At 72.2% G+C, this 23,647-nt stretch carries 19 protein-coding genes and 1 pseudogene; 9 read left to right on the top strand and 11 right to left on the bottom strand.

Going from position 1 to position 23,647, the window contains the following annotated elements; all coding sequences use genetic code 11:
• The first annotated feature begins 32 nt into the window (after positions 1-32).
• Positions 33-2,459, top strand: coding sequence for a DEAD/DEAH box helicase (locus ABZ930_RS29610; protein WP_361554247.1), 2,427 nt, complete (start codon positions 33-35; stop codon positions 2,457-2,459).
• Between the two features lie 219 nt (positions 2,460-2,678).
• Here ABZ930_RS29610 and ABZ930_RS29605 read toward each other — a convergent pair.
• The 7 genes and pseudogenes from ABZ930_RS29605 to ssd all read right to left on the bottom strand — a co-directional run.
• A pseudogene (locus ABZ930_RS29605) lies at positions 2,679-3,050 on the bottom strand (Rv3654c family TadE-like protein); the annotation flags it as partial.
• Positions 3,047-3,493 (bottom strand): TadE family type IV pilus minor pilin, encoded by a 447-nt coding sequence (locus ABZ930_RS29600; RefSeq protein ID WP_361554244.1) that lies wholly within the window; start codon positions 3,491-3,493, stop codon positions 3,047-3,049. The gene ABZ930_RS29600 and the pseudogene ABZ930_RS29605, both read right to left, overlap by 4 nt.
• Complete coding sequence (locus tag ABZ930_RS29595) at positions 3,480-3,725, bottom strand: DUF4244 domain-containing protein (RefSeq protein WP_361554241.1); 246 nt, start codon at positions 3,723-3,725, stop codon at positions 3,480-3,482. The genes ABZ930_RS29600 and ABZ930_RS29595 overlap by 14 nt, the downstream gene beginning before the upstream one ends.
• 62 nt (positions 3,726-3,787) lie before the next feature.
• A complete protein-coding gene (locus tag ABZ930_RS29590; protein WP_361554238.1) occupies positions 3,788-4,558 on the bottom strand; it encodes a type II secretion system F family protein in 771 nt (256 codons plus the stop codon).
• A gap of 326 nt (positions 4,559-4,884) precedes the next feature.
• On the bottom strand, positions 4,885-5,736 hold the full coding sequence (locus ABZ930_RS29585) for a type II secretion system F family protein (RefSeq protein ID WP_361554235.1): 852 nt from the start codon (positions 5,734-5,736) through the stop codon (positions 4,885-4,887).
• A gap of 86 nt (positions 5,737-5,822) precedes the next feature.
• On the bottom strand, positions 5,823-6,986 hold the full coding sequence (locus ABZ930_RS29580) for a TadA family conjugal transfer-associated ATPase (protein ID WP_361554232.1): 1,164 nt from the start codon (positions 6,984-6,986) through the stop codon (positions 5,823-5,825).
• Positions 6,983-8,083 (bottom strand): septum site-determining protein Ssd, encoded by a 1,101-nt coding sequence (ssd, locus tag ABZ930_RS29575; protein ID WP_361554229.1) that lies wholly within the window; start codon positions 8,081-8,083, stop codon positions 6,983-6,985. Before ssd ends, ABZ930_RS29580 begins: the two co-directional genes overlap by 4 nt.
• A gap of 647 nt (positions 8,084-8,730) precedes the next feature.
• Here ssd and ABZ930_RS29570 point away from each other — a divergent pair.
• Positions 8,731-9,579 carry an HAD-IB family hydrolase gene (locus ABZ930_RS29570; RefSeq protein ID WP_361554226.1) on the top strand — a complete coding sequence of 283 codons (849 nt, stop codon included), beginning with the start codon at positions 8,731-8,733 and terminating at the stop codon, positions 9,577-9,579.
• A gap of 326 nt (positions 9,580-9,905) precedes the next feature.
• Here the strand turns inward: ABZ930_RS29570 and ABZ930_RS29565 are convergent, their stop codons facing one another.
• Positions 9,906-10,730, bottom strand: coding sequence for an oxidoreductase (locus ABZ930_RS29565; protein ID WP_361554223.1), 825 nt, complete (start codon positions 10,728-10,730; stop codon positions 9,906-9,908).
• Between the two features lie 101 nt (positions 10,731-10,831).
• Here ABZ930_RS29565 and ABZ930_RS29560 point away from each other — a divergent pair, with 101 nt between their 5' ends.
• Positions 10,832-11,812 (top strand): ATP-binding protein, encoded by a 981-nt coding sequence (locus tag ABZ930_RS29560; protein ID WP_361554220.1) that lies wholly within the window; start codon positions 10,832-10,834, stop codon positions 11,810-11,812.
• Between the two features lie 158 nt (positions 11,813-11,970).
• Here the strand turns inward: ABZ930_RS29560 and ABZ930_RS29555 are convergent, their stop codons facing one another.
• Positions 11,971-13,269, bottom strand: a complete 1,299-nt coding sequence (locus tag ABZ930_RS29555) for a hypothetical protein (RefSeq protein ID WP_361554217.1) — start codon at positions 13,267-13,269, stop codon at positions 11,971-11,973.
• A gap of 350 nt (positions 13,270-13,619) precedes the next feature.
• Here ABZ930_RS29555 and ABZ930_RS29550 point away from each other — a divergent pair, with 350 nt between their 5' ends.
• The 6 genes from ABZ930_RS29550 to ABZ930_RS29525 all read left to right on the top strand — a co-directional run bounded on the left by ABZ930_RS29550 (position 13,620) and on the right by ABZ930_RS29525 (position 21,587).
• Positions 13,620-15,980 (top strand): bifunctional SulP family inorganic anion transporter/carbonic anhydrase, encoded by a 2,361-nt coding sequence (locus tag ABZ930_RS29550; RefSeq protein WP_361554214.1) that lies wholly within the window; start codon positions 13,620-13,622, stop codon positions 15,978-15,980.
• 143 nt (positions 15,981-16,123) lie between these two features.
• Complete coding sequence (acs, locus tag ABZ930_RS29545; RefSeq protein ID WP_361554211.1) at positions 16,124-18,121, top strand: acetate--CoA ligase; 1,998 nt, start codon at positions 16,124-16,126, stop codon at positions 18,119-18,121.
• A 201-nt stretch (positions 18,122-18,322) separates the two neighbouring features.
• Positions 18,323-19,732 (top strand): Na+/H+ antiporter NhaA, encoded by a 1,410-nt coding sequence (nhaA, locus tag ABZ930_RS29540; RefSeq protein ID WP_361554208.1) that lies wholly within the window; start codon positions 18,323-18,325, stop codon positions 19,730-19,732.
• A 54-nt stretch (positions 19,733-19,786) separates the two neighbouring features.
• Positions 19,787-20,296 (top strand): phage holin family protein, encoded by a 510-nt coding sequence (locus tag ABZ930_RS29535; RefSeq protein ID WP_361554206.1) that lies wholly within the window; start codon positions 19,787-19,789, stop codon positions 20,294-20,296.
• The gene (locus ABZ930_RS29530) at positions 20,293-21,249 is read left to right on the top strand and encodes an alpha/beta hydrolase (RefSeq protein WP_361554203.1); all 957 of its coding nucleotides are present in this window, start codon (positions 20,293-20,295) and stop codon (positions 21,247-21,249) included. The genes ABZ930_RS29535 and ABZ930_RS29530 overlap by 4 nt, the downstream gene beginning before the upstream one ends.
• A 152-nt stretch (positions 21,250-21,401) precedes the next feature.
• On the top strand, positions 21,402-21,587 hold the full coding sequence (locus tag ABZ930_RS29525) for a hypothetical protein (protein ID WP_361554200.1): 186 nt from the start codon (positions 21,402-21,404) through the stop codon (positions 21,585-21,587).
• A 31-nt stretch (positions 21,588-21,618) separates the two neighbouring features.
• Here the strand turns inward: ABZ930_RS29525 and ABZ930_RS29520 are convergent, their stop codons facing one another.
• Together ABZ930_RS29520 and ABZ930_RS29515 are read right to left on the bottom strand one after the other, a co-directional pair.
• Positions 21,619-22,818 carry a MarP family serine protease gene (locus ABZ930_RS29520; protein WP_361554197.1) on the bottom strand — a complete coding sequence of 400 codons (1,200 nt, stop codon included), beginning with the start codon at positions 22,816-22,818 and terminating at the stop codon, positions 21,619-21,621.
• A gap of 91 nt (positions 22,819-22,909) precedes the next feature.
• Positions 22,910-23,644, bottom strand: a complete 735-nt coding sequence (locus ABZ930_RS29515) for a CoA pyrophosphatase (protein ID WP_361554194.1) — start codon at positions 23,642-23,644, stop codon at positions 22,910-22,912.
• Between the last annotated feature and the right edge of the window lie 3 nt (positions 23,645-23,647).

Genomic DNA, 23,647 nt, shown 5'->3' with positions numbered 1-23,647 from the left:
CCGCGAAGGCATTCAATCACTTACCAGCAGGCATGCACGACGCCTTGAGAGCATTGTCCGTCACGCCAGTGACAGACTCGGAGCCGATGGCCAAGAATCACCGATCCGAACGACCCTCGGTCAACGACGCCTCCCGCCCTGCTCCCGGGGCGATTCTGGACAGGCTCACCACGGGTCAGAGCAGGGCTGCGCGCATCACCCATACGGAGCACTTGCCCCCTCGTCCGGGACGTCATGCCGTCTGGCCGGACCGGATCCGTGCCGAGGTCCTCGCGACCGTCCAGGAAGCCGGAATCGCGCACCCCTGGGCCCACCAGGCTCTGGCCGCGGAGCACGCGCTCGACGGTGATTCGGTGGTCGTGTCCACCGGCACGGCCTCCGGGAAGTCCCTGGCGTACCTCGTCCCGGCCCTCTCGGCGCTCCTGGACGGCTCCGAGGCGCCGAACGGCCGCGGGGCGACCACCCTCTACCTCGCCCCGACCAAGGCGCTCGCAGCGGACCAGTGCCGATCGGTGAAGGAACTTTCACAACCGCTGGGTACGGCGATCCGGCCGGCGGTGTACGACGGCGACACCCCGTTCGAGGAACGGGAGTGGGTGCGCCAGTACGCCAACTACGTCCTCACCAACCCCGACATGCTGCACCGCGGCATATTGCCCTCGCACCCACGCTGGTCCTCCTTCCTCAAGGCCCTCAAGTACGTCGTCATCGACGAGTGCCACACCTACCGCGGTGTCTTCGGCAGCCACGTCGCCCAGATCCTGCGCCGTCTGCGGCGCCTGTGCGCCCGCTACGGCTCCTCCCCCGTCTTCCTCCTCGCCTCGGCCACGGCGGCCGAACCGGCCGTCGCCGCGCAACGCCTCACGGGCCTGCCGGTCGTCGAGGTCGCCGACGACGCCTCGCCGCGCGGCGAGCTCGTCTTCGCCCTCTGGGAGCCGCCGCTCACCGAGATGCAGGGCGAGAAGGGCGCCCCGGTGCGCCGCACGGCGACCGCAGAGACGGCCGACCTGCTCACCGACCTCACCGTGCAGGGCATCCGCTCGGTCGCCTTCGTACGGTCCCGGCGCGGCGCCGAGCTGATCGCGGTGATCGCCCAGGAACGTCTGGCCGAGATCGATCGCTCGCTGCCGCGCCGGGTGGCCGCCTACCGCGGCGGCTACCTCGCCGAGGAGCGCCGCGCCCTCGAAGCCGCCCTGCACTCCGGTGAGCTCCTCGGTCTCGCCGCCACCACCGCCCTCGAACTCGGCATCGACGTCTCCGGCCTCGACGCCGTGGTGATCGCCGGCTATCCGGGCACCCGGGCCTCCCTGTGGCAGCAGGCGGGCCGGGCGGGCCGCTCGGGCCAGGGGGCGCTCGCGGTCCTGGTCGCCCGCGACGATCCCCTGGACACCTACCTGGTCCACCACCCGGAGGCCCTCTTCGAGCAGCCGGTGGAGTCGACGGTCCTCGACCCCGACAACCCGTACGTCCTGGCCCCGCACCTGTGCGCGGCCGCCTCCGAGCTCCCGCTCACGGAACCGGACTTCGACCTCTTCGGCCCGGCGTCCGGCGACCTCCTCCCGCAACTGGAGGCGGCGAAACTGCTGCGCCGCCGCTCCGGCACCAAGGCCTGGCACTGGACGCGCCGCGAGTCCGCCGCCGACCTGGCCGACATCCGCGGCGAGGGCGGCGACCCGGTCCAGATCGTCGAGGCGAGCACCGGCCGGCTCCTCGGCACGGTCGACGCCGGCTCGGCCCACACCACCGTCCACGACGGCGCGGTCCACCTCCACCAGGGCCGCACCTACGTCGTCAAGCACCTGGACCTCGACGACAACGTCGCCCTGGTCGAACCGGCGAACCCCACGTACTCCACGACGGCCCGCGACACCACGGCCATCTCCATCCTGGAGACGGACGTCGAAGTCCCCTGGGGCGACGGCTCGCTGTGCTACGGATCGGTGGAAGTGACCAACCAGGTCGTCGGCTACCTCCGCCGCCGCCTCATCACGGGCGAGGTCCTCGGCGAGACCAAACTCGACCTCCCTCCTCGTACGCTGCGCACCCGCGCGGTGTGGTGGACGGTCACCGAGGACCAGCTGGACGCCGCCCGGGTGAACCCCGAGATCCTCGGCGGCGCCCTGCACGCCGCCGAACACGCCTCCATCGGCATGCTCCCCCTCTTCGCCACCTGCGACCGCTGGGACATCGGCGGCGTCTCGATCCCGCTGCACCCCGACACGCTGCTGCCGACGGTCTTCGTCTACGACGGCCACCCCGGCGGGGCGGGCTTCGCCGAGCGCGCCTTCCACACCGCCAAGGAGTGGCTGACCGCCACCCGCGAGGCCATCGCGTCCTGCGAGTGCGAGGCCGGCTGCCCGTCCTGCATCCAGTCCCCCAAGTGCGGCAACGGCAACGATCCGCTGCACAAGCGGGGAGCGGTCCGGCTCCTCTCGACCTTGCTCGAGCAGGCGCCGTAGAGAGCCACGGACTCATCGAGGCAGGGGCACGGGCCGGGTGCCGGTGGCAGCACCGGTGAAGGTGGCAGTGCCGGTGCTGGTTCCGGTTCCGGTTCCGGTTCCGGTGGCAGGGTCGGAGCCGGTGGCAGCGCCTGTGCCGGTGCCGGTGGCAGCGCCGGTGGCAGTCGCGGCCTCAGTCTCGGGTTCCAGCCCGGCCACAGGCCCGGTCCCGGAAGCCGCCGGTACCGCCCCGGCAGGCCCCGCCCGTGCCCGCACCTCGGTCGCCAGTACTCCGCTGCCCGCCCCCGCCGTCACCTCGGCCACCTCCCCGCGCACGGCGCACCGCACGACTCTCGCCCCCTGTGCCCGGGCCACCCGCTCGGCCACCGCGCAGGCCTGCGCGGTGCCTTTCGTCCACTGGCCGGCCGCTGCCAGTGCGGCCAGATCGGCCGCACCGCCCGCCCGGTGCCGGAGCTGCACCGCCTGTCCGAGGGCGAGAACGCCCGCGAAGACGGCGCCCACCGCGGCCAGCGCCATGACAGCCCAGACCGTCGCGGACCCCCGGTCGCCTCTCAGCCCCACCCGCCGTCCTTCACCGCCCCGTCCCTTCACGTCGCCCCCCGCCCCTCCCCCGGAGCCGTCTCCGGGGCAGTCGTCTCCTCGGCCGCCGCGACGGCCTCCGCGCTCAACTCCACGCCGAGCGGGCCCGGCCCGGCCGCTCGCGCCAGCACCGTCACCCGGACCAGCTCGCCCTCCCGTCTCACCTCGACCCGTGCGCCCCGCGGGGCGGCGTCCCGGGCGGCGGCCACGGCGGCGCTCTCCGGCTCCTGCCGGGCCACCGCCCTGGCCCCGGTGCGCGCGGCGTCCACGCACCGGATCTGCCCGGCCGCCGCAACCACCGCCCAGACCAGCGCCATCGTGAACGCCACGAGCACGGGCAGCACCACCGCCGCCTCCGCCGTCACGAACCCCCGGTCCCGATCCCGGTCGCGGCACCGGCCCCGGCCTCGGCCCCGGTCGCGGTCGCGGTCGCGGTCCGGTTCAGAACGAGCCATGGAGCGCCTTGGCCACCACGGACTGCAGCGTCGACTGGACCACGTCGCTCGTCACCACCTGGTACAGCACCCCGGCGAACCCGACGGCCGCGATCAGCCCCACCGCGTACTCCGACGTGACCATCCCGGCGTCCCCTCGCGTCGCCGACCGCACCTGACGCACCCAGGCCAGCAGAGCTCCCCGCAGCCGTCGGCACGCCCTCGTCGCCTTCGTCCCACGTGTTCCGTTCATCTCAACCCCCGTACGAATGTGTGAACTTCGGAGATCCGGCAGCCCGGATCCCGCCTTGCACCTCACCGGCCGCCCAATATCCCGCCGCCGAGACCGATCACCACGGGCAGCACCCCGATCACGAGGAAGGCGGGCAGAAAGCACAGCCCCACCGGAGCGGTGACGGCGACCGCCGCCCGACGCGCCACCGCCGTCGCTCTGCGCCCGCGCTCGGCTCTGCACTCGGCGGCGATCCGGGCGACCGGTGCCGCCGCCGGCGCCCCCGACTCACCGGCCCGCTCCAACAGCCGGACCAGCGCACCGGCGCCGGGCAAAACCGCCAACTCCCGCCACGCCACACCCGGTTCACCACCGAGCCGCACCTGCGCCGCACCCCGCGCGAGCCCTCTCCCGACGGGCCCGCCCAACGACTCCCCGACGACCCGCGCCGCCTCCACCGGACCCGCCCCGGCCGCGATGCAGGCGGCCAGCAGATCGGCCGCCAGCGGCAGTTGACGCAGCGCCTCGGCGCCGTCGGCCGCCCCGGACGGCACCGCCCGGCTCCGCCGCCACCGCCACACCGCACCGCCCGCGAAGGCCCCGACGAGCAGCCCCGCCGCCCCGCCGACCACCACGTACCCGGCACTCACGGCCCCGGCCACCGGGGCCCACCGGCGCACCACACCCGGCATCCGAAAGGCCCGCCGCGCCGCGTCCGCCGCGGCAATGTCCAGCACCAGCCGTACCCGCCGCCGAAGCTCCCGCTCCCGCCACCGCATCTCGGCCGTCCGCCCCAGCCACATCACCACCAGCGCGGCACACAGCACTGCCCCCAGCCTGTGGACAACTTCCATGCCTCTCACCGCTCCCGTCCATCGAGTTCCATGCGTTTCACCGCACTCGTCCATCGCACTCGTCCATCGAGCCCGATCAGATCGCCCAGCCCGATCAGGTCATCCGGCCCGATCAGGTCGTCCGGCCCAATCGGCCGGCCCGGGCCCCGTTCGGCCCGTTCGGCCCGTCGAGCCCGCCCAGACCGATCTCCCCCTTCCGGTCACCCCGGCCGACCGCCCAACCCGTCCAGCCCGACGACCCCGTCCAGCCCCTCCATCCCACTCAGTCCGACCACCCCACCCGGCCCCTCCACCCCATCCAGCCCGACCACAACACCCCCGCCCCCTCACACCGCAGCCCCCCGCACGATCCGCATCGCCCACCACAGCCCCGCCCCCTCCAACACCCCGCCCACCACCAGGCACCCCACACCGGCCCCGGTGTGCAGCAGCACGTGCAACGGCCGTGCCCCGAGCGCCGATCCGAGCAGCAGCCCGAGCACCGGCAGCCCGGCGAGCATCACCGCCGTGGACCACGGGCCCGCCAACTGGGCCCGCAGATCAGCCCGTTGATCCCGCTCCGCCCGCAGCGCATCGGCCAGCCGCTCCAGTCCGGCCGCGAGCCCCGCGCCCCGGTCCACCGCCACGTGCCAGCACACCGCGAGCCCGTGCAGCCCCTCGGCGCCCGGCTCACCGGCCGCCACCCGCAGCGCGCCGGGTACGTCCCCGCCGAACCGGGCCGCGGCCGCCACCGCCGCGCTCCCCGCCCCCGACAGCGCGCCCGGCTCCCGGACGGCGACGGTCAGCGCCGCGCCCGGCTGCCGCCCCGCCCGGACCTCTCCGGCCAGCACCTCGCACAGCCGGATCACCGCGTCCCCGCGCCGCTCCCGGACCCGCAGCGCCGCTCTCCCCCGCCGCGCCCGAGCCGCCGCGGGCACCGCAGCGACGCCCAGGACCAGCGGCAGCGGCGACACCCCCACGACGGCGACGACCGCGCCGATCACCGCGCACCCCCACTCGGGCCGACCGCGCAGCGAGCGCCACCACCGCTCACCCGTACTCCGCCAGGCCGGCACCGCCCCGACGCCCGCCGCCTCTCCGAACACCGCCCGCACCCGCCGCGCTTCGGCGTCCCGCACTCTCACGACCGCCACCACGGCCGCCACCCCGATCAGTCCCACCGCCACGACACCGGACATCTCCACGCCCGCTCCCACCCGTCACGTCACTCAGCTCTCGCCTGTCGTCCCGCACCCGCACCCTCCTCAGCGGCACCGCGCGCCCCTCACTCCAGCCGCACCCCCAACAAGCCGCCCAGCCGCTCCCACCCCTCACCCGGTGCGAAGCCCCGCTCGCGCCACTCCAGCGCCGGCACGGCCCGCACCCACCCCTGCGCGTCCCGCTCCAGCACCCGCACCTGCGCCACCCTGCGCCGACCGCCCCGGTCCCGGACGAGATGCAGCACCACCGACACCGCGGCCGCCAGCTGGCTGTGCAGCGCCGCCCGATCGAGCCCCGCCGCCGTCCCCAGCGCCTCGAGACGGACCGGCACATCGCCCGCCGCGTTCGCGTGCAGGGTGCCGCAGCCGCCCTCGTGTCCGGTGTTGAGCGCGGCCAGCAGCGAGACGACCTCGGCGCCGCGCACCTCGCCGACGACGAGCCGGTCCGGCCGCATTCGCAGCGCCTGCCGCACCAGGTCGTCGAGGCCGACGGCGCCCGCGCCCTCCTGATTGGCGGGCCGCGCCTCCAGGCGCACCACGTGCGGGTGGTCGGGGCTCAGCTCGGCGGAGTCCTCTGCCAGGACGATGCGCTCGTCCGCACCGACCAGACCGAGGAGCGCGCTGAGCAGGGTCGTCTTGCCGCTGCCCGTACCGCCGCTGATCAGGAACGACAGGCGGGCGTCGAGCAGCGCCCGCAGCACCCGGTCGCCGCCCGGCGGCACCGTCCCCGCCGTCACCAGCTCCTTCAGGGTGAACGCCCGGGGACGTACGACCCGCAGCGACAGGCACGTGCACCCCACCGCGACCGGCGGCAGGACCGCGTGCAGCCGGGTCCCGTCGGGCAGCCGCGCGTCCACCCAGGGCCGGGCGTCGTCGAGGCGGCGTCCCACCACGGCGGCCAGCCGCTGTGCCAGTCGCCGGACTGCGGCGGCGCTCTCGAAGGCCACGTCGGCCCGCTCCAGGCCGCCGCCCCGGTCGACCCAGACCCGGTCGGGCGCCGAGACCAGCACGTCCGTCACCGAGGGGTCGGCGAGCAGCGGCTCCAGGGGGCCCGCGCCCACCAGCTCGGACCTCAGCCGGCCCGCGACGCCCAGCACTTCGGCGTCGCCGAGGACCCGGCCCTGGGCCCTGAGCGCCTCGGCCACACGCGCGGGCGTCGCCTCCGATCCGGTCTCCGCGAGCCACTGCCTGACCCCGTCGAGCATCCGTGCCCCGACCACCGAGCTCATCGCGCCTCCCCCTGCTCCACGGCGACCGGCACCCGCTCCCAGAACGCGGTGCCGAACCGCCGCAACGGCCCGCCGGACGCCGCCTGGGGCGTCCGGCCCGCCAGGACGCCCGCGTCCAGCGGGAGCTCTCCGGCCAGGGGCAGTCCGAGCAGCCGGGCCACCTCGTCCGGATCCAGCACCCCGGAGCGCCGCGCCCCGCGCACGGGCGCCGTGACCACCCGCAGATCCCGCACCACCATGCCGACGGTGTCGGCCACCCGCCGGGCGGCGGCGACGGCCCGCAGCTCCGGCGGCACCACGAGCAGCGCCAGATCGAGCTGGGCCAGCGCCTCCACCGTGCTCGCGTCGACCCGGCGGGGCAGGTCCACCACGACGGCCCCGCCCCTGCGGCGCCCCGCCGCGAGCACCACACGCATCGCCTCGGGCGGCAGGTCCGTGGCCTCGCCGCGGTCCCAGCTGAGCACCCGCAGGCCGTGCAGGCACGGCAGGGCCTCCTCCAGCGCGGTGGCGCCGACCCGGCCGCGGGAGTGGACGAACGCCGGCCAGCGGAGTCCGTCCGCCGCCTCTGCGCCGAGCAGGACGTCGAGGCCGCCGCCGATCGGGTCGGCGTCGACCAGCAGGGTGCGCCGCCCCACGGCCGCGGACGCCGCCGCCAGGCCGCAGGCCAGCGTCGAGGCACCGGCCCCGCCCCGGCCACCCAGGACGCCGACCGTCAGCGCGGGCCGGCCCACGCCCTCCGCGACATCGGCGATCCGGTCCATCAGCCAGGGCTCGGCGTCCGGCAGCATCAGCACCTGCTCGGCGCCGATCTCCATGGCCCGCCGCCACACCCCGGGGTCGTCCTGGTCCCGCTCGACGAGCATCACCCCGTCCCGCCGGGCCGCGCCGCGCAACCGCCCCGCCGCATCGCCCCCGACCAGCACCAGGGGCGCCGCCTCCCACCTGCCTCTGCCCTCCGGTGCCCCGTGCCCGACCTCGGGCCGCACCCCCGCCGCCGCGCACAGCCGCAGCAGGTCGTCGAGGAGCTCCACGTCCTCCGTCACGATCAGCGGCACCCGCCGCACGCCCCGCGGGTCCACCGCGCTGACCTCCACCACGATCCGATCCCCCTGTCTCCACGCCCTCGCCCGCCCCGTGGGCGAGCCGGTCCGCCGCGAAGTCACCGGCGCCGGAGCGCCGAATACCGGTCGCCGGCACGGCTCGTCATAACGAACCGGCCAGGAACTGCGACCCGGACTTCGCCTGCGGAATCACCGTGCAGCGATCCCGGAAATCATGTGGATCTTGGTCAAAAACTGTGGACTCGAGAAGGGTTGTGAATATCCCTCTCACCCATACCGGTGACATCCCGGAGCCGACACGGGAACGGCCGGGAACCCCGTCGGGATCCGTCTCGGGAACCACCCCGGAACCCCTTCCGGGGCCGTCCGGGAACCTCCTCGATCCCCTCCGCAGCGCAGCCTGTTCGTCACACTCGGTGACCGTCACGCCACGGGTCGACCCTGCGCGGCGAGGCCGGGAATCATGAGGATCGGGCAAGAAAAAAGGACCCGAAAACGGGTCCGGACATGCGACGACCCCCGCCGGGGGGGAGAGCGGGGGTCGTCCCCACGGTCCGACTCGGGGGGGGGAGGAGCCAGACCGGGTTAGCACGGTCGCGAACGATCCGTGACTTCCATGGTGTACCCGAGAGCCTTCTCAGGCAAACCCACGCGCCCCAGCTTACGCCGAATGGTGGGCGCCTATGCTCGGGCTTGTGGAAAACCACTCCTTGCATCACTCCATGCCCCGCACAGCGGCGTTCTTTGACCTGGACAAGACCGTCATCGCCAAGTCGAGCACGCTCACGTTCAGCAAATCGTTCTACCAAGGCGGACTGATCAACCGCAGGGCCGTGCTGCGCACGGCCTACGCGCAGTTCGTCTTCCTGGCCGGGGGCGCCGATCACGACCAGATGGAGCGGATGCGCCAGTACCTGTCGGCGCTGTGCCGCGGCTGGAACGTGCGGCAGGTGCGGGAGATCGTGGCCGAGACGCTGCACGACCTGATCGACCCGATCATCTACGACGAGGCGGCGTCCCTCATCGAGGAGCACCACACCGCCGGCCGGGACGTGGTCATCGTCTCCACCTCGGGCGCCGAGGTGGTCGAGCCGATCGGGGAACTGCTGGGAGCGGACCGAGTGGTGGCCACGCGCATGGTCGTCGGCGACGACGGCTGCTTCACCGGCGAGGTGGAGTACTACGCGTACGGGCCCACCAAGGCGGAGGCCGTGAAGGAACTCGCCGCGTCCGAGGGGTACGACCTCGCGCGCTGCTACGCGTACAGCGACTCGGCGACCGATGTGCCGATGCTGAGTTCCGTCGGGCACCCGTACGCGGTCAACCCGGACCGGGCGCTGCGCCGTGAGGCACTCGCGCGCGAGTGGCCGATTCTCGACTTCCACAAGCCGGTCCGGCTCAAGAAGCGGCTGCCGCATCTCTCCACGCCGTCCCGTCCGGCGCTGGTCGCCGCGGCGGCACTCGGCGCGGCCGCCGCGACGGCGGGACTGGTCTGGTACGCCAGTCGGCGCCGGGCGCTCCCGAGCACATAGAGAACAGCGCCCGATTCGCCCCTGTTTGAACCTAAAAGTAAAGAAGTGCCGCCAGGGGTTTCGCATCCTTCGGGCGAGGAGTACAAAGGAGTCAACGGCCCGCGAGACCAGGGATATCCGAGAGGATCACCTACACACGCAGACAGGCCCCACGGACCGCGCATGAACACCAGGCACCCACGCGACGTCGACCCGTCGATTACGGGCCAGCCGCACCAGGCGACGGGCAAAGTACCCGACCTGATGGGCAACACATATCGAGGACGCTTGGTAACCAGGTGGCCATGCCAGCGGCGGTACGAGGACTCGTACCGCCGCAACCCTGTTCAGGCAGCGCCGCGCTGCAGCGCCTCGCACACCGCGGTCGACTCCCGGACCCCCAGCTCGACGGCCTTGCCGCAGTGCGTGATCCAGGCGGCCATCCCGTCGGGCGTACCGGAGACATAGCCCTCCAGCGCAGCCGCGTACGCCGCACGCCCCAACTCCGCGTGGCCCACCTCGGCGGGGCAGATCGACTTCGGGTCGAGGCCGCTGCCCACCAGGACGATGCGTTCCGCCGCGCGCGCGACCAGGCCGTTGTGCGAGCCGAAGGGGCGCAGCGCGAGCAGCTCGCCGTGCACGACGGCGGCGCTCACCAGGGCCGGTGCCGCACTCCCCGCGATGATCAGCTGAGCGAGCCCTTCGAGGCGGCCCGCCACCTCGTCGGCGTCCGGCACCGGCAGCTCGACGAGCGGCTCGTGCACCGGCTCGCCGGGCGTGCGCGGCCGCCCCACCGTGTCGTCCTGGTCGGCGGCGGCGACCAGGTGCAGGCGCGCGAGCACCCGCAGCGGCGACTGCCGCCAGATGGACAGGAGTTGACCCGCCTCGGCGGTGAGCCGCAGGGCCGCGCCCACCAGGGGCGCCTCCGGGTCGCCGTCGGCGCCGCTGAAGTCGGTACGCCGGCGGACCTCTTCGAGGTTCCAGTCGGCGCCGGACAGCGCCGCGCTGCCGCGTGCGCCGCGCAGCGCGGCCTCGGAGGTGACCTCGGTGCTGCGGCGCCGCATGACCCGGTGCCCGTAGACCCGGTCCACGGCTTTGCGCACGGAGTCCACGGAGTCGGCCACGCCCGGCAGGGTCGCGAGCGCGGCGAGGGGGTCGGCTGTCGTACTCATGAGTACGACCCTACGGTCCCGGGGCCCACGCCCCACGAAGGAGTGGTCTTCTTCACGCGCGAGCACCACGAAGGGTGACGATCGCACTACCCTTGGTGAACATGAAGATCGCTTTCGTCGGGAAGGGCGGCAGCGGCAAGACCACGCTGTCCTCGCTCTTCATCCGCCACCTCGCCAGCACCGGATCGCCGGTCATCGCCGTCGACGCCGACATCAACCAGCACCTGGGCCCGGCCCTCGGTCTCGACGACGACGTCGCCGCCGAGCTGCCCGCGCTCGGCGCCCGGCTGCCGTTCATCAAGGACTACCTGCGCGGATCGAACCCGCGCATCGCCTCCGCCGACACCATGATCAAGACGACGCCGCCCGGCGAGGGCTCGCGGCTGCTGCGGGTGCGGGAGAACAACCCGGTGTACGACGCCTGCGCCCGGGAGGTGGAACTCGACGGTGACGCCGTGCGTTTGATGGTCACCGGGCCGTTCACCGAAGCCGACCTCGGTGTCGCCTGCTACCACTCCAAGACCGGAGCGGTGGAGCTGTGCCTGAATCATCTGGTCGACGGCCGCGGTGAGTACGTGGTGGTCGACATGACCGCGGGCTCGGACTCCTTCGCCTCGGGCATGTTCACCCGCTTCGACATGACGTTCCTCGTCGCCGAGCCGACCCGCAAGGGAGTCTCCGTCTACCGCCAGTACAAGGAGTACGCCCGGGACTTCGGCATCTCCCTGAAGGTCGTGGGGAACAAGGTGCAGGGCCAGGACGACGTCGACTTCCTCCGCGCCGAGGTCGGGGACGACCTGCTCGTCACCGTCGGCCACTCGGACTGGGTCCGCGCCATGGAGAAGGGCCGCCCGCCGCGCTTCGAGCTCCTGGAGGAGCCCAACAGGACCGCCCTGCGGGCCCTTCAGGCCGCGGCGGACGCGACGTACGAGTCTCGCGACTGGGAGCGCTACACGCGCCAGATGATCCACTTCCACGTGAAGAACGCCCAGAACTGGGGCAACGAGAAGACCGGGGCCGACCTGGCTTCTCAGGTCGACCCCGGGTTCGTCCTCCGGGAGAGCGTCGCCGCTGTCGCGTGACCCGCGGCCCGACCGTCGGACGGAGTCCGGCGCAGCCGCCCGAAGCCCGCGCAGCGGCGCGAGGGGGGCAGAAAGAAACCGCCGGGGCCGACCTGGCTTCTCAGGTCGACCCCGGGTTCACGCTTCAGGAGAGCGTCGTCGCGACTGCCTGACCGCGGCTACGACGTGGCGGCCGGTGCGCCCGGCACCCCCTTGGGGGCCGGGGCCGGGCTGCCGCCGTTGAGGAAGGCCGGCCAGCCCTGCTCGGGCGCCTTGCCGACGGGCAGCTCGGTGAGCTTGCCGAGGGTCTTGGTGTCCTGGGCGTCGAGCCAGTCGGCGAGCTGGTGGAAGGAGACACAGCGCACGTCCGGCTTGTTGCAGACCTTCTCGACGGTCTGCTCGACGGCGCGCATGTAGGTGCCGCCGTTCCAGGACTCGAAGTGGTTGCCGATGATCAGCGGGGCGCGGTTGCCCTTGTAGGCGCGCTTGAAGCCCGCCAGCAGGCTGTCGCGCATCTGGTCGCCCCAGTAGGCGTGCTTGGCGGGGTCGCCGTGCATGGTGCCGGACTGGTTCACGGCGAAGTTGTAGTCCATGGTCAGCTGCTCGTAGGAGTGGCCGAGGAACGGCACGAGCTGCATGGACAGGTCCCACAGGCCGTCCTTCTTCTTCGGCCAGACCTGGTTGTTGACGCCGCTGGTGTCATAGCGGAAGCCCAGTTCGTGGGCGGCGCGCATGAAGTTCTTCTGGCCCTCCAGGCAGGGCGTGCGGGCGCCGATGAGTTCCTTGTCGTAGTCGAAGGGCAGCGGAGCCGCCTTCTTCAGGCCCGTGTTGGTCTTCCACGACTTCACGAACGACTTGGCCTGGGCGATCTCGCTCTTCCACTCGGCCACCGACCACTGGCCGACGCCGCCGTCCTTGCCGCAGAAGTGGCCGTTGAAGTGGGTGCCGATCTCGTTGCCCTCGAGCCAGGCGCCGCGCACCTGCTCCGCGGTGTTCTTGATCCCCTCGATGTCGTTGAAGCCGATGTCGGAGCGGCCCGGCGAGTGCTGCGGCGCGTGGTACTCGCCCGCCTTGTCCTCGGGGAGCATGTACACGCCGCTGAGGAAGTACGTCATGGTCGCATTGTTCTTCTTGGCGACCTTGCGGAAGTGCGAGAAGAGCTTCTGACTGTCCTCGCCCGCGCCGTCCCAGGAGAAGACGACGAACTGGGGCGGCTTCTGTCCCGCCTTGAGGCGGTCGGCTCTCGGCAGATGCGGCTGGCGACCGGTGTACGCGGTCGAGCCGTCGCCGATGGGGCGGAGCACGCTGCCCGGAGCCCCCTTGTGGGGCGCGGCGGCCTTCTTCGGGCCCGGGGCGCCCTGGTGCGGCGGGGCGTCCGTGCCACAGCCGGCGAGGGCCGCGACACAGGCAGCGGCGGCGGTGACGCCCGCGGCGATCCGCAGGGACGGGCGGGGAGCGATCCTTCGGGTGGCGGCCATCTTCCGCCCACCTTCTTCCTGGAGTCGGCTAACAGGAGGTGAATGCGAGAAATGCCCGCTTCCGGCGGGCGGCGCCGTCAACGTCGCACGAAGGCCGCACATGATTTGTACGACAAGCCGACCAGACTTTTAGTTCACTACCCAGAGTGAAGCCTTGCCCCATTTGCCCTTTTGACCCCGCTCGATCCTTTACTCTGCATTACTATTCATTTACCGAGCGTTGATATCGAACGTTGATTTTCATCCCGCCGCTGCACGCCGTGAACCACGGCCGCGACCGACCCCCACCCACCACCCGGGGGTCCCCCACATTCCGCGACCGCGCTGCACCCCGGAGGAGACGGGAACACATGTCAGCCTGCGTACCCACCCGCGCCAGTGACTCCGAACGACCGGGCGAGCCGACAGACGCCGCCCACCCGGCCCACAGTCCACCGCCGGCGCCCCGCCGCCGCTTCCGTATCGCGGGCGCCGATCTCTCGGCGTCCATCGCGGTCTTCCTGATCGCCCTTCCGCTCTCCCTCGGCATCGCCCTGGCGACCGGCGCGCCCCTGGAGTCGGGGCTGGTCGCCGCCGCCGTCGGCGGCATCGTCGCCGGTGTCATGGGCGGCGCCCCGCTCCAGGTCAGCGGCCCCGCCGCGGGCCTGACCGTGGTCACCGCCGAGCTGATCCAGCGCTACGGCTGGCGGACCACCTGCGCCATCACCGTGATGGCAGGCGTCGCCCAGCTCGGGCTCGGCTGCCTGCGCGTGGCCCGCACGGCGCTCGCCGTCAGCCCCGCCGTGGTGCACGGCATGCTCGCCGGCATCGGCATCACCATCGCCGTCGCCCAGGTCCACATCGTCCTCGGCGGCACCCCCCAGAGCTCCGTGCTCGCCAATCTGGGGGCCCTGCCCGCCCAGTTGGCGAATCTGCAGCCCGCGGCACTCGCCATCAGCGTCCTAACCATCGCCCTGCTGCTCGCCTGGCCGAAGATCCCAGGACGCGTCGGGCGCGTCACCCGCAAGATCCCGGGCGCGCTCGTCGCCGTGACCGCCGCGAGCACCGTCGCCGCACTGCTCGGGCTGCGCCTGCCCGAGGTCGATCTGCCGTCCTGGAGCAGCCACGCGCTGGCCGGGCTGCCCGAGGGGCCGGTGCTCGGCATCGCCGCGGCCGTGCTGACCACCACCCTGGTGTGCAGCGTGCAGTCGCTGCTCGGCGCCGTCGCCGCGGACAAGATGGCCGCCGGACGGTCGGACCTGCCACCCGCGATGCGCCGCTCGAACCTGGACCGCGAGCTGCTCTCCCAGGGCGCCTCGAACATCGTCTCCGGCTCGCTCGGCGGACTGCCCGTCGCGGGCGTCGCGGTGCGCACCACGGCGAACATCAACGCGGGCGCGGTGAGCGGGAACTCCGCGGCGCTGCACGGCGTTTGGGTAGTAGCCGCCACGCTCCTCCTGGTTCCCGTCCTGGAGCTCATCCCGCTCGCCTCGCTCGCCGCGCTGGTGATGATGGTCGGCATCCAGATGGTGTCCCTGCACCACATCCGCACGGTCACCCGCCACCGTGAGGTGCTCGTCTACGTCGTGACCACCCTCGGCGTCGTCGTCTTCGGCGTGCTCGAAGGCGTCGGGCTCGGTGTCGCGGTCGCCGTCGGCGTCGCGATGCAGCGCCTCGCGCGCACCCGGATCACGCGCGAGGAGGACGCCCGCGGCGTCCACCATGTGCGCGTACGCGGCCAGTTGACGTTCCTGGCCGTGCCGCGGCTGAGCCGCACCCTTCATCAGGTCCCCCAAGGGGCCGACTGCGTAGTGGAGTTGGACGGATCATTCATGGACCATGCCGCGTACGAGGCCCTGCAGGGCTGGCAGAAGGCCCACACCACCCAGGGCGGTCAGGTCGAGGTGGCCGGGCGCGGCGGCGCGCGGATCGCCGAGCCGGCGAGCGCCTCGCACGCCTGCTGCCGCCCCTGGACGCCCTGGCGCAACCACCACTGCGACGACCGGCCGCACACGCACACCCCCCAGGAAGCGGCACCGCCCCGCGGTGGGCACCATCTGGCCAGCGGCATCAGCGCGTTCCAGCGGAACACGGCGCCACTGGTCCGCGGTGAGCTGGCCCGGCTCGCGCGGGAGGGGCAGAAGCCCACGCAGCTCTTCCTGACCTGCGCCGACTCCCGGGTCGTCACCTCGATGATCACGTCGAGCGGCCCCGGCGACCTCTTCGTCGTGCGGAACGTGGGGAATCTGGTGCCGCTGCCGGGCGCCGAGAGCGGGGACGACTCGGTCGCCGCCGCCATCGAGTACGCCGTCGACGTGCTGAAGGTGCAGTCGATCACCGTGTGCGGGCACTCGGGATGCGGGGCCATGCAGGCGCTGTTGAGCAGTCCGCCGTCCGCTCCCGGGGCGCTCACCCCGCTCAAGCGGTGGCTGCGCCACGGGCTGCCGAGTCTGGAGCGGATGGGCGACAAGGGGCTGCCCTGGGCCCGGCTCGCGGGCCGGGCGCCCGCCGACACGGTCGAGCAGCTCTGTCTGACCAATGTCGTCCAGCAGTTGGAGCACCTGCGGGCGCACGAGTCGGTCGCTCGCGCCCTGGAGCAGGGCGCGCTCGAACTGCACGGGATGTACTTCCACGTCGGGGAGGCCCAGGCCTACCTGCTGGAAGAGCGTGATCCCGTCTTCGGCCAGGTCGAGGCCGCCGCCTACGAGGACACCGGCGCGGCCAGGAGCTGAACCGGCGCTTTCCCGGATCCGTGGGAGAAGTGAGAGCGTGTGGCTCCCGGCACCGCCGGGAGCCACACGCACGAACCCCGGCTTACAGGTCTAAACCAATTCTCGGACACCCCTTGTCACCAGGGGGCGACGTCTGATGAGCTGTGGCCTGGGACACAACGGACACCTTGGGAAAGGCAGAAGCCGTGAGCAACGAGAGCCTGGCCAATCTTCTGAAGGAAGAGCGACGCTTCGCGCCGCCCGCTGACCTGGCGGCGAACGCCAATGTCACGGCCGAGGCGTATGAGCAGGCCAAGGCTGACCGGCTGGGCTTCTGGGCCGAGCAGGCCCGCCGCCTCACCTGGGCCACCGAGCCGACCGAGACCCTGGACTGGTCGAACCCGCCGTTCGCCAAGTGGTTCCAGGACGGCAAGCTCAACGTCGCGTACAACTGCGTGGACCGCCACGTCGAGGCCGGGAACGGCGACCGGGTCGCCATCCACTTCGAGGGCGAGCCCGGCGACAGCCGCGCCATCACCTACGCCGAGCTGAAGGACGAGGTCAGCCGCGCGGCGAACGCGCTGACCGAACTGGGCGTGCAGAAGGGCGACCGGGTCGCCGTCTACCTGCCGATGATCCCCGAGGCCGTCATCTCGATGCTGGCCTGCGCGCGCATCGGTGCCGCGCACTCCGTCGTCTTCGGCGGCTTCTCGGCCGACGCGATCGCCAAGCGCATCGAGGACGCCGACGCCAAGGTCGTCATCACCTCCGACGGCGGCTACCGCCGGGGCAAGCCGTCCGCCCTCAAGCCGGCCGTCGACGAGGCGCTCACCCGCGTATCGGTCGACAAGGTCCTCGTCGTGCAGCGCACCAAGCAGGACGTCGCCTGGACCGAGGGCCGCGACGTGTGGTGGCACGACGTCGTCGGCAAGCAGTCCGCCGAGCACACCCCCGAGGCGTTCGACGCCGAGCAGCCGCTCTTCATCCTCTACACGTCGGGCACGACGGGTAAGCCGAAGGGCATCCTGCACACCTCCGGCGGCTACCTCACCCAGGCGTCGTACACCCACCACGCCGTCTTCGACCTGAAGCCGGAGACGGACGTGTACTGGTGCACGGCCGACATCGGCTGGGTCACCGGCCACTCGTACATCACCTACGGCCCGCTCTCGAACGGCGCGACGCAGGTCATCTACGAGGGCACCCCGGACACCCCGCACCAGGGTCGCTTCTGGGAGATCGTGCAGAAGTACGGCGTCACGATCCTCTACACGGCGCCCACCGCGATCCGTACGTTCATGAAGTGGGGCGACGACATCCCCGCGAAGTTCGACCTCAGCAGCCTCCGGGTGCTGGGTTCCGTGGGCGAGCCGATCAACCCCGAGGCCTGGGTCTGGTACCGCAAGAACATCGGCGCCGACACGTGCCCCATCGTGGACACCTGGTGGCAGACCGAGACCGGCGCGATGATGATCTCCCCGCTGCCGGGCGTCACCGAGACCAAGCCGGGCTCCGCCCAGCGCGCCCTGCCCGGCATCTCCGCGACCGTCGTCGACGACGAGGCGAACGAGGTGCCGAACGGCGGCGGTGGCTACCTGGTGCTGACCGAGCCGTGGCCGTCGATGCTGCGCACCATCTGGGGCGACGACCAGCGGTTCATCGACACGTACTGGTCGCGGTTCGAGGGCAAGTACTTCGCCGGTGACGGCGCGAAGAAGGACGAGGACGGCGACATCTGGCTCCTCGGCCGCGTCGACGACGTCATGCTCGTCTCCGGGCACAACATCTCGACCACCGAGGTCGAGTCCGCGCTCGTCTCCCACCCGTCCGTCGCCGAGGCCGCCGTGGTCGGCGCCAACGACGAGACGACCGGTCAGGCGATCGTCGCCTTCGTCATCCTGCGCGGCAGCGCGAACGCCGAGGACGAATCGCTCGTCGCCGACCTGCGCAACCACGTCGGCTCCGTGCTCGGCCCCATCGCCAAGCCCAAGCGGATCCTCCCGGTCGCCGAGCTGCCCAAGACCCGCTCCGGCAAGATCATGCGCCGCCTCCTCCGCGACGTCGCGGAGAACCGCGCGGTGGGCGACGTCACCACGCTCGCCGACTCCTCCGTGATGGACCTGATCCAGAACAAGCTCCCGGCCGCGTCCAGCGAGGACTGAGCCTCCACGGGCACGTAGGGAACGGGCACTCGGCGAACGCGCCGGGTGCCCGTTTCGTGCGTAGGGTGATGATCACCAGGTACGTCTCGGGTACACCCGGTAGGGTGAAGAACGCGTCAAGAACGCGCCATGAAGTTCACAGGGTGTGCCGGGAAGTCTGGTCGGCGATGTCATCAGCCGTACCCGACCGGAGGTCCCCCCGTGGCAGCGCCCCAGAAGCAGAGCAAGAGCGATCGCACCGTACTCGGGCGGATCTCCCTGCCCGAGCGGAACTTCATCGCCGAGGCGCTGCGCACCGAGACCGTCGGCGGCGTCCTGCTCCTCGCCGCCGCCGTCGCCGCCCTGATCTGGGCGAACGTACCGGCGTTCGGAAACAGCTACGAGACCGTGAGCGACGTCCACTTCGGCCCGTCCACGCTCGGCCTGCACCTCTCCGTCGCGCACTGGGCGGCCGACGGCCTCCTCGCGGTCTTCTTCTTCGTCGCCGGCATCGAACTCAAGCGTGAGCTGGTCGCGGGCGATCTGCGCGACCCGAAGGCGGCCGCACTGCCGGTCGTCGCCGCCCTCTGCGGCATGGCGATGCCCGCGATCGTCTACACCGTCGTCGCCACCACCGGCGGCGGCTCCCTGGCCGGCTGGGCGGTGCCCACCGCCACCGACATCGCCTTCGCGCTCGCCGTGCTCGCCGTCATCGGGACGTCGCTGCCGAGCGCCCTGCGCGCCTTCCTGCTCACCCTCGCCGTCGTCGACGACCTCTTCGCGATCCTGATCATCGCGGTCTTCTTCACGAGCGACCTCGATTTCGTCGCCCTCGCGGGCGCCTTCGTCGGCCTCGCGGTCTTCTGGCTGCTCCTGCGCAAGCGGGTGCGCGGCTGGTACGTCTACGTGCCGCTCGCCCTGGTCATCTGGGGCCTGATGTACAACAGCGGCATCCACGCCACGATCGCCGGTGTCGCCATGGGCCTGATGCTGCGCTGCCACCGCGAGGAGGGCGAGACCCACTCCCCCGGCGAGCACATCGAACACCTGGTCCGCCCGCTCTCGGCGGGACTCGCCGTACCGCTGTTCGCACTGTTCAGCGCCGGTGTCGCGGTGTCCGGCGGCGCCCTGGGCGATGTCTTCACCCGGCCGGAGACGCTCGGTGTGGTGCTCGGTCTCGTCGTCGGCAAGGCCGTCGGCATCTTCGGCGGTACGTGGCTGACGGCCCGGTTCACCCGGGCGTCCCTGCCCGACGAGCTGGCCTGGGCGGACGTGTTCGCCGTCGCCTCGCTGGCCGGGATCGGCTTCACCGTCTCGCTGCTCATCGGCGAACTCGCCTTCACCGACGACCCGCTGCTGACCGACGAGGTCAAGGCGGCGGTACTGGTCGGCTCGCTGATCGCGGCCGTGCTCAGCACCGTGCTGCTGAAGCTGCGGAACGCCAAGTACCGCGCCCTGTGGGAGACCGAGGAGCGCGACGACGACCAGGACGGCATCCCCGACATCTACGAACAGGACGACCCGGAGTACCACCTGAGGATGGCCGAGATCTACGACAGGAAAGCCGCCGAACACCGCAGGCTTGCCGAAACGGCGGCCGGGGCAGGCGACGAGGACGAGCGTCCGGCATGATCTGACAACGAGTCCGCACATACGGAGCACCGACAGAACAACAGGGAGTACGCGATGAGCGCACCCGACGGCAGCCCGGTCGGCGCCGAACGCAGCATCGGCCAGCTGTTCGCCTCGGCGACGACCGAGATGTCCGCACTGGTGCACGACGAGATCGCCCTGGCGAAGGCACAGCTCAAGCAGGACGTGAAGCGCGGGGCGACCAGCGGTGGCATGTTCACCGTGGCCGTGGCCGTACTGGTCTTCTCGCTGCCCATGCTGAGCTTCGCCCTGGCCTACGCCATCAACGCCTGGACCGGCGGCTTCAACGGCCGAGGCGGCTGGAACCTCGCCTGGTGCTTCCTGCTGTCCTTCAGCGCCAGCGTGGCCCTCGCGATCCTGCTCAGCCTGATCGGCGTCGTCTTCGCCAAGAAGGCCAAGAAGGGCAAGGGCCCGCAGAAGGTCGCCGCGTCGTTCAAGGAGACGGCCGGCGTCCTCCAGCACGCCAAGCCGCACCCCCGCGAGGTGACGCCCGGCGACCGTGTCCCCGAGGCCATCGAGGCTGTGGCACGCTCGTCTTCATGACGGACCCCGCCACTCCTTCGGCCGCACAGCCGCCCGCTTCTGTCGTACGTCTGGACGTCCCCGGCGCCAGAGAAGTGCTCCACCGGGACGTCGCCGCCAACGGCGCGCGGTTCCACATCGCCGAAATGGGTGACGGACCACTGGTTCTGCTGCTGCACGGCTTCCCGCAGTTCTGGTGGACGTGGCGGCACCAGCTCGGCGCGCTGGCCGACGCGGGTTTCCGGGCCGTCGCCATGGACCTGCGGGGCGTGGGCGGCAGCGACCGGACGCCGCGCGGCTACGACCCGGCGAACCTGGCGCTCGACATCACCGGTGTGGTGCGGTCGCTGGGCGAGCCGGACGCGGCGCTGGTGGGCCACGACCTCGGCGGCTATCTGGCCTGGACGGCGGCCGTGATGCGGCCCAAGCTGGTGCGCCGGCTCGCGGTGTCCTCGATGCCGCACCCGCGCCGCTGGCGCTCGGCCATGCTCGCCGACTACCGCCAGTCGCGTTCGGGCAGTTACGTCTGGGGCTTCCAGCGCCCGTGGCTGCCGGAGCGTCAGCTCGTCGCCGACGACGGAGCACTGGTGGGCAAGCTGGTACGGGACTGGTCGGGACCCCGGCAGCCCGACGACGAGACCGTGCGGACCTATCAGCGGGCGATGCTCATCCCGTCGACGGCGCACTGCTCGATCGAGCCGTACCGGTGGATGGTCCGCTCGCTGGCCCGGCCCGACGGCATCCAGTTCAACCGGCGCATGAAGCGGCCGGTACGGGTGCCCACCCTGCATCTGCACGGCTCCCTCGACCCCGTGATGCGCACCCGGAGCGCGGCCGGGTCCGGCGAGTACGTCGAAGCGCCGTACCGCTGGCGGCTGTTCGACGGCCTCGGACACTTCCCGCACGAAGAGGACCCCGAGGCGTTCTCCAAGGAACTCGTGAACTGGCTGAAGGACCCCGAGCCCGACCGGTAGGCCCGCTGAGTGACCGGCCGTGAACGCTCGGTGAGTGCCCCGTATGCGGGCGGGAACACCTGTCCTACGAACAGCCAAATGCCTGCCGCATACGCCAATTTGGGGGCGGTGGGGGAGGTTACCGACCATGGGGCACGGGCACACGTCGAGGTATGGGCTGGACGCACGATTACAGTGACGCAGCACGGAACCGCCGCCCAGCGATGACGCTGGGCTCACCCCGGAGGGGAGCGCCGCAGGACGATCCGGCGCACGATCCCCGGCTGGGCATTCCGCGCATCCTGCGGCGTCGGGCCCGCTGGATGTCGGCGCGGTTGCGGCACACCAGCCGCAGCTGAACTCCCTTTCCCGGCACGGCAGTCCGGGGCGTCAGAGCGCGCAGGCGTCCGTGTCCACCTGCTGGGTCGCCGTGCGGCCCCCGGTGATGTCGGCGCCGATCTCGTCGGCCGTCAGGGCATAGCCCGTCTCGTCGTTGTCGAGGGACTTCGCGAAGACCACGCCGTAGACCTTGCCGTCCGGGGTCAGCAGCGGGCCGCCCGAGTTGCCCTGACGCACCGTCGCGTAGAGCGAGTACACGTCGCGCTCGACCGTGCCCCGGTGGTAGATGTCGGGTCCGCTGGCGTCGATCCGGCCGCGCAGGCGCGCGGGTCGCACGTCGTACGAGCCGTTCTCCGGGAAGCCCGCGACGATCGCGCCGCCGCCGCGCTCGGCGTCGGTCCGCGCGAAACTCAGCGCGGGCGCCTTCAGTGACGGCACGTCCAGGACCGCGATGTCGCGCTTCCAGTCGTAGAGGACGACCTTCGCGTCGTACTTCACGCCCTCACCGCCTATCTGGACGGTGGGTTCGTCGACGCCGCCCACCACATGCGCGTTCGTCATCACGCGGCGGGGGCCGAAGACGAAACCGGTGCCCTCCACGACCTTGCCGCAACTGGGCGCCTGGCCCACGACCTTGACGATGGAGCGCTGGGCGCGCGCGGCGACCGGGCTGTTCGCGAGGGCCGGGTCGGGCGGGCGGACCTCGGTGATCGGCTCGCTCGCGAACGGGCTGAAGACCTGGGGGAATCCGTTCTGCGCGAGGGTGGTGGTGAAGTTCGCGAACCAGGAGTCCGCCTGGGTCGGCAGGGCGCGGGAGACACCGAGCAGCACCTTGGAGCCGCGCACCTCCTTGCCGAGCGTCGGCAGCGTCGTCCCGGCGAGCAGGGAACCCACCAGCCACGCCACCAGCAGCATCGCCGCCACATTGACCAGGACGCCGCCCGTCGCGTCCAGCGCCCGGGCCGGGGACCAGGTGATGTACCGGCGCAGCTTGTTGCCCAGGTGGGTGGTGAAGGCCTGGCCGACCGAGGCGCAGACGATGACGACGACCACGGCGACGACCGTGGCGGTGGTCGAGACGGTCGCGTCGTCGGTGAGCGCGCCCCACAGCAGGGGCAGCGCGTAGACCGCGGCGAGGCCGCCGCCCAGGAAGCCGATCACCGACAGGATGCCGACGACGAAGCCCTGGCGGTAGCCGACGACCGCGAACCACACGGCTGCGGCGAGCAGCAGGATGTCCAGCACGTTCACCGTCTACAGCCCCGCCCTCGTCACGCCCCGCCTCGTCACGCCTCGCCTCACATCGCAGTCACCGGCATCGCACAGTACGGCGACCACCCTGTCATGAGCGCCAGTCGAGTGGCACCGTGTTCTCCCGGTCCCACGGCCGCTCCCAGCCCGCGAAGTGCAGCAGTCTGTCGATCACGCCCGCGGTGAACCCCCACACCAGCGCCGACTCCACGAGGAAGGCCGGGCCGCGGTGACCGCTCGGGTGGACCGTCGTCGCCCGGTTGGCCGGGTCGGTGAGGTCGGCCACCGGGACCGTGAAGACCCGGGCCGTCTCCGCCGGATCGACCGCCGCGACGGGTGTGGGCGTCCGCCACCATCCCAGTACGGGCGTGACGACGAATCCGCTCACCGGGATGTACAGCTTGGGCAGCACGCCGAAGAGCTGGACGCCGTGCGGGTCGAGGCCGGTCTCCTCCCAGGCCTCGCGCAGGGCGGCGCGCAGCGGGCCCTGGGTGCGCGGGTCGCCGTCCTCCGGGTCGAGGGCGCCGCCGGGGAACGAGGGCTGGCCCGCATGCGATCTGAGCGAGCCCGCGCGCTCCATGAGCAGCAGCTCGGGGCCGCGGTCGCCCTCGCCGAACAGGATCAGCACCGCGGACTGCCGGCCCGCGCCGTCCTTGGGCGGCAGGAACCGGCTGAGCTGGTCGCCGCTGAGCGTGGCGGCGGCGTCGGCGACGGGGTCGAGCCAGCCGGGCAGGCCGTCCGTGCGCACGGTGACGTCCGGAGCGCCGCTCCCGTCCGAGGCGCCACTCGTCCCGCTGATTCCGCTGACTTCGCTCACGTGCTTCATCGC

The organism is Streptomyces sp. NPDC046716, assembly GCF_040645755.1.
Taxonomy (GTDB): Bacteria; Actinomycetota; Actinomycetes; order Streptomycetales; family Streptomycetaceae; genus Streptomyces.
This window is presented reverse-complemented; position numbering and strand designations above follow the sequence as displayed.

Coding starts and splice junctions, on each gene's coding strand:
- ABZ930_RS29610 (WP_361554247.1), top strand. CDS start 33: ATGCACGACGCCTTGAGAGCATTGTCCGTCACGCCAGTGACAGACTCG.
- ABZ930_RS29600 (WP_361554244.1), bottom strand. CDS start 3,493: ATGGCTCGTTCTGAACCGGACCGCGACCGCGACCGCGACCGGGGCCGA.
- ABZ930_RS29595 (WP_361554241.1), bottom strand. CDS start 3,725: ATGAACGGAACACGTGGGACGAAGGCGACGAGGGCGTGCCGACGGCTG.
- ABZ930_RS29590 (WP_361554238.1), bottom strand. CDS start 4,558: ATGGAAGTTGTCCACAGGCTGGGGGCAGTGCTGTGTGCCGCGCTGGTG.
- ABZ930_RS29585 (WP_361554235.1), bottom strand. CDS start 5,736: ATGTCCGGTGTCGTGGCGGTGGGACTGATCGGGGTGGCGGCCGTGGTG.
- ABZ930_RS29580 (WP_361554232.1), bottom strand. CDS start 6,986: ATGAGCTCGGTGGTCGGGGCACGGATGCTCGACGGGGTCAGGCAGTGG.
- ABZ930_RS29570 (WP_361554226.1), top strand. CDS start 8,731: ATGCTCGGGCTTGTGGAAAACCACTCCTTGCATCACTCCATGCCCCGC.
- ABZ930_RS29565 (WP_361554223.1), bottom strand. CDS start 10,730: ATGAGTACGACAGCCGACCCCCTCGCCGCGCTCGCGACCCTGCCGGGC.
- ABZ930_RS29560 (WP_361554220.1), top strand. CDS start 10,832: ATGAAGATCGCTTTCGTCGGGAAGGGCGGCAGCGGCAAGACCACGCTG.
- ABZ930_RS29555 (WP_361554217.1), bottom strand. CDS start 13,269: ATGGCCGCCACCCGAAGGATCGCTCCCCGCCCGTCCCTGCGGATCGCC.
- ABZ930_RS29550 (WP_361554214.1), top strand. CDS start 13,620: ATGTCAGCCTGCGTACCCACCCGCGCCAGTGACTCCGAACGACCGGGC.
- ABZ930_RS29535 (WP_361554206.1), top strand. CDS start 19,787: ATGAGCGCACCCGACGGCAGCCCGGTCGGCGCCGAACGCAGCATCGGC.
- ABZ930_RS29530 (WP_361554203.1), top strand. CDS start 20,293: ATGACGGACCCCGCCACTCCTTCGGCCGCACAGCCGCCCGCTTCTGTC.
- ABZ930_RS29525 (WP_361554200.1), top strand. CDS start 21,402: ATGGGCTGGACGCACGATTACAGTGACGCAGCACGGAACCGCCGCCCA.
- ABZ930_RS29515 (WP_361554194.1), bottom strand. CDS start 23,644: ATGAAGCACGTGAGCGAAGTCAGCGGAATCAGCGGGACGAGTGGCGCC.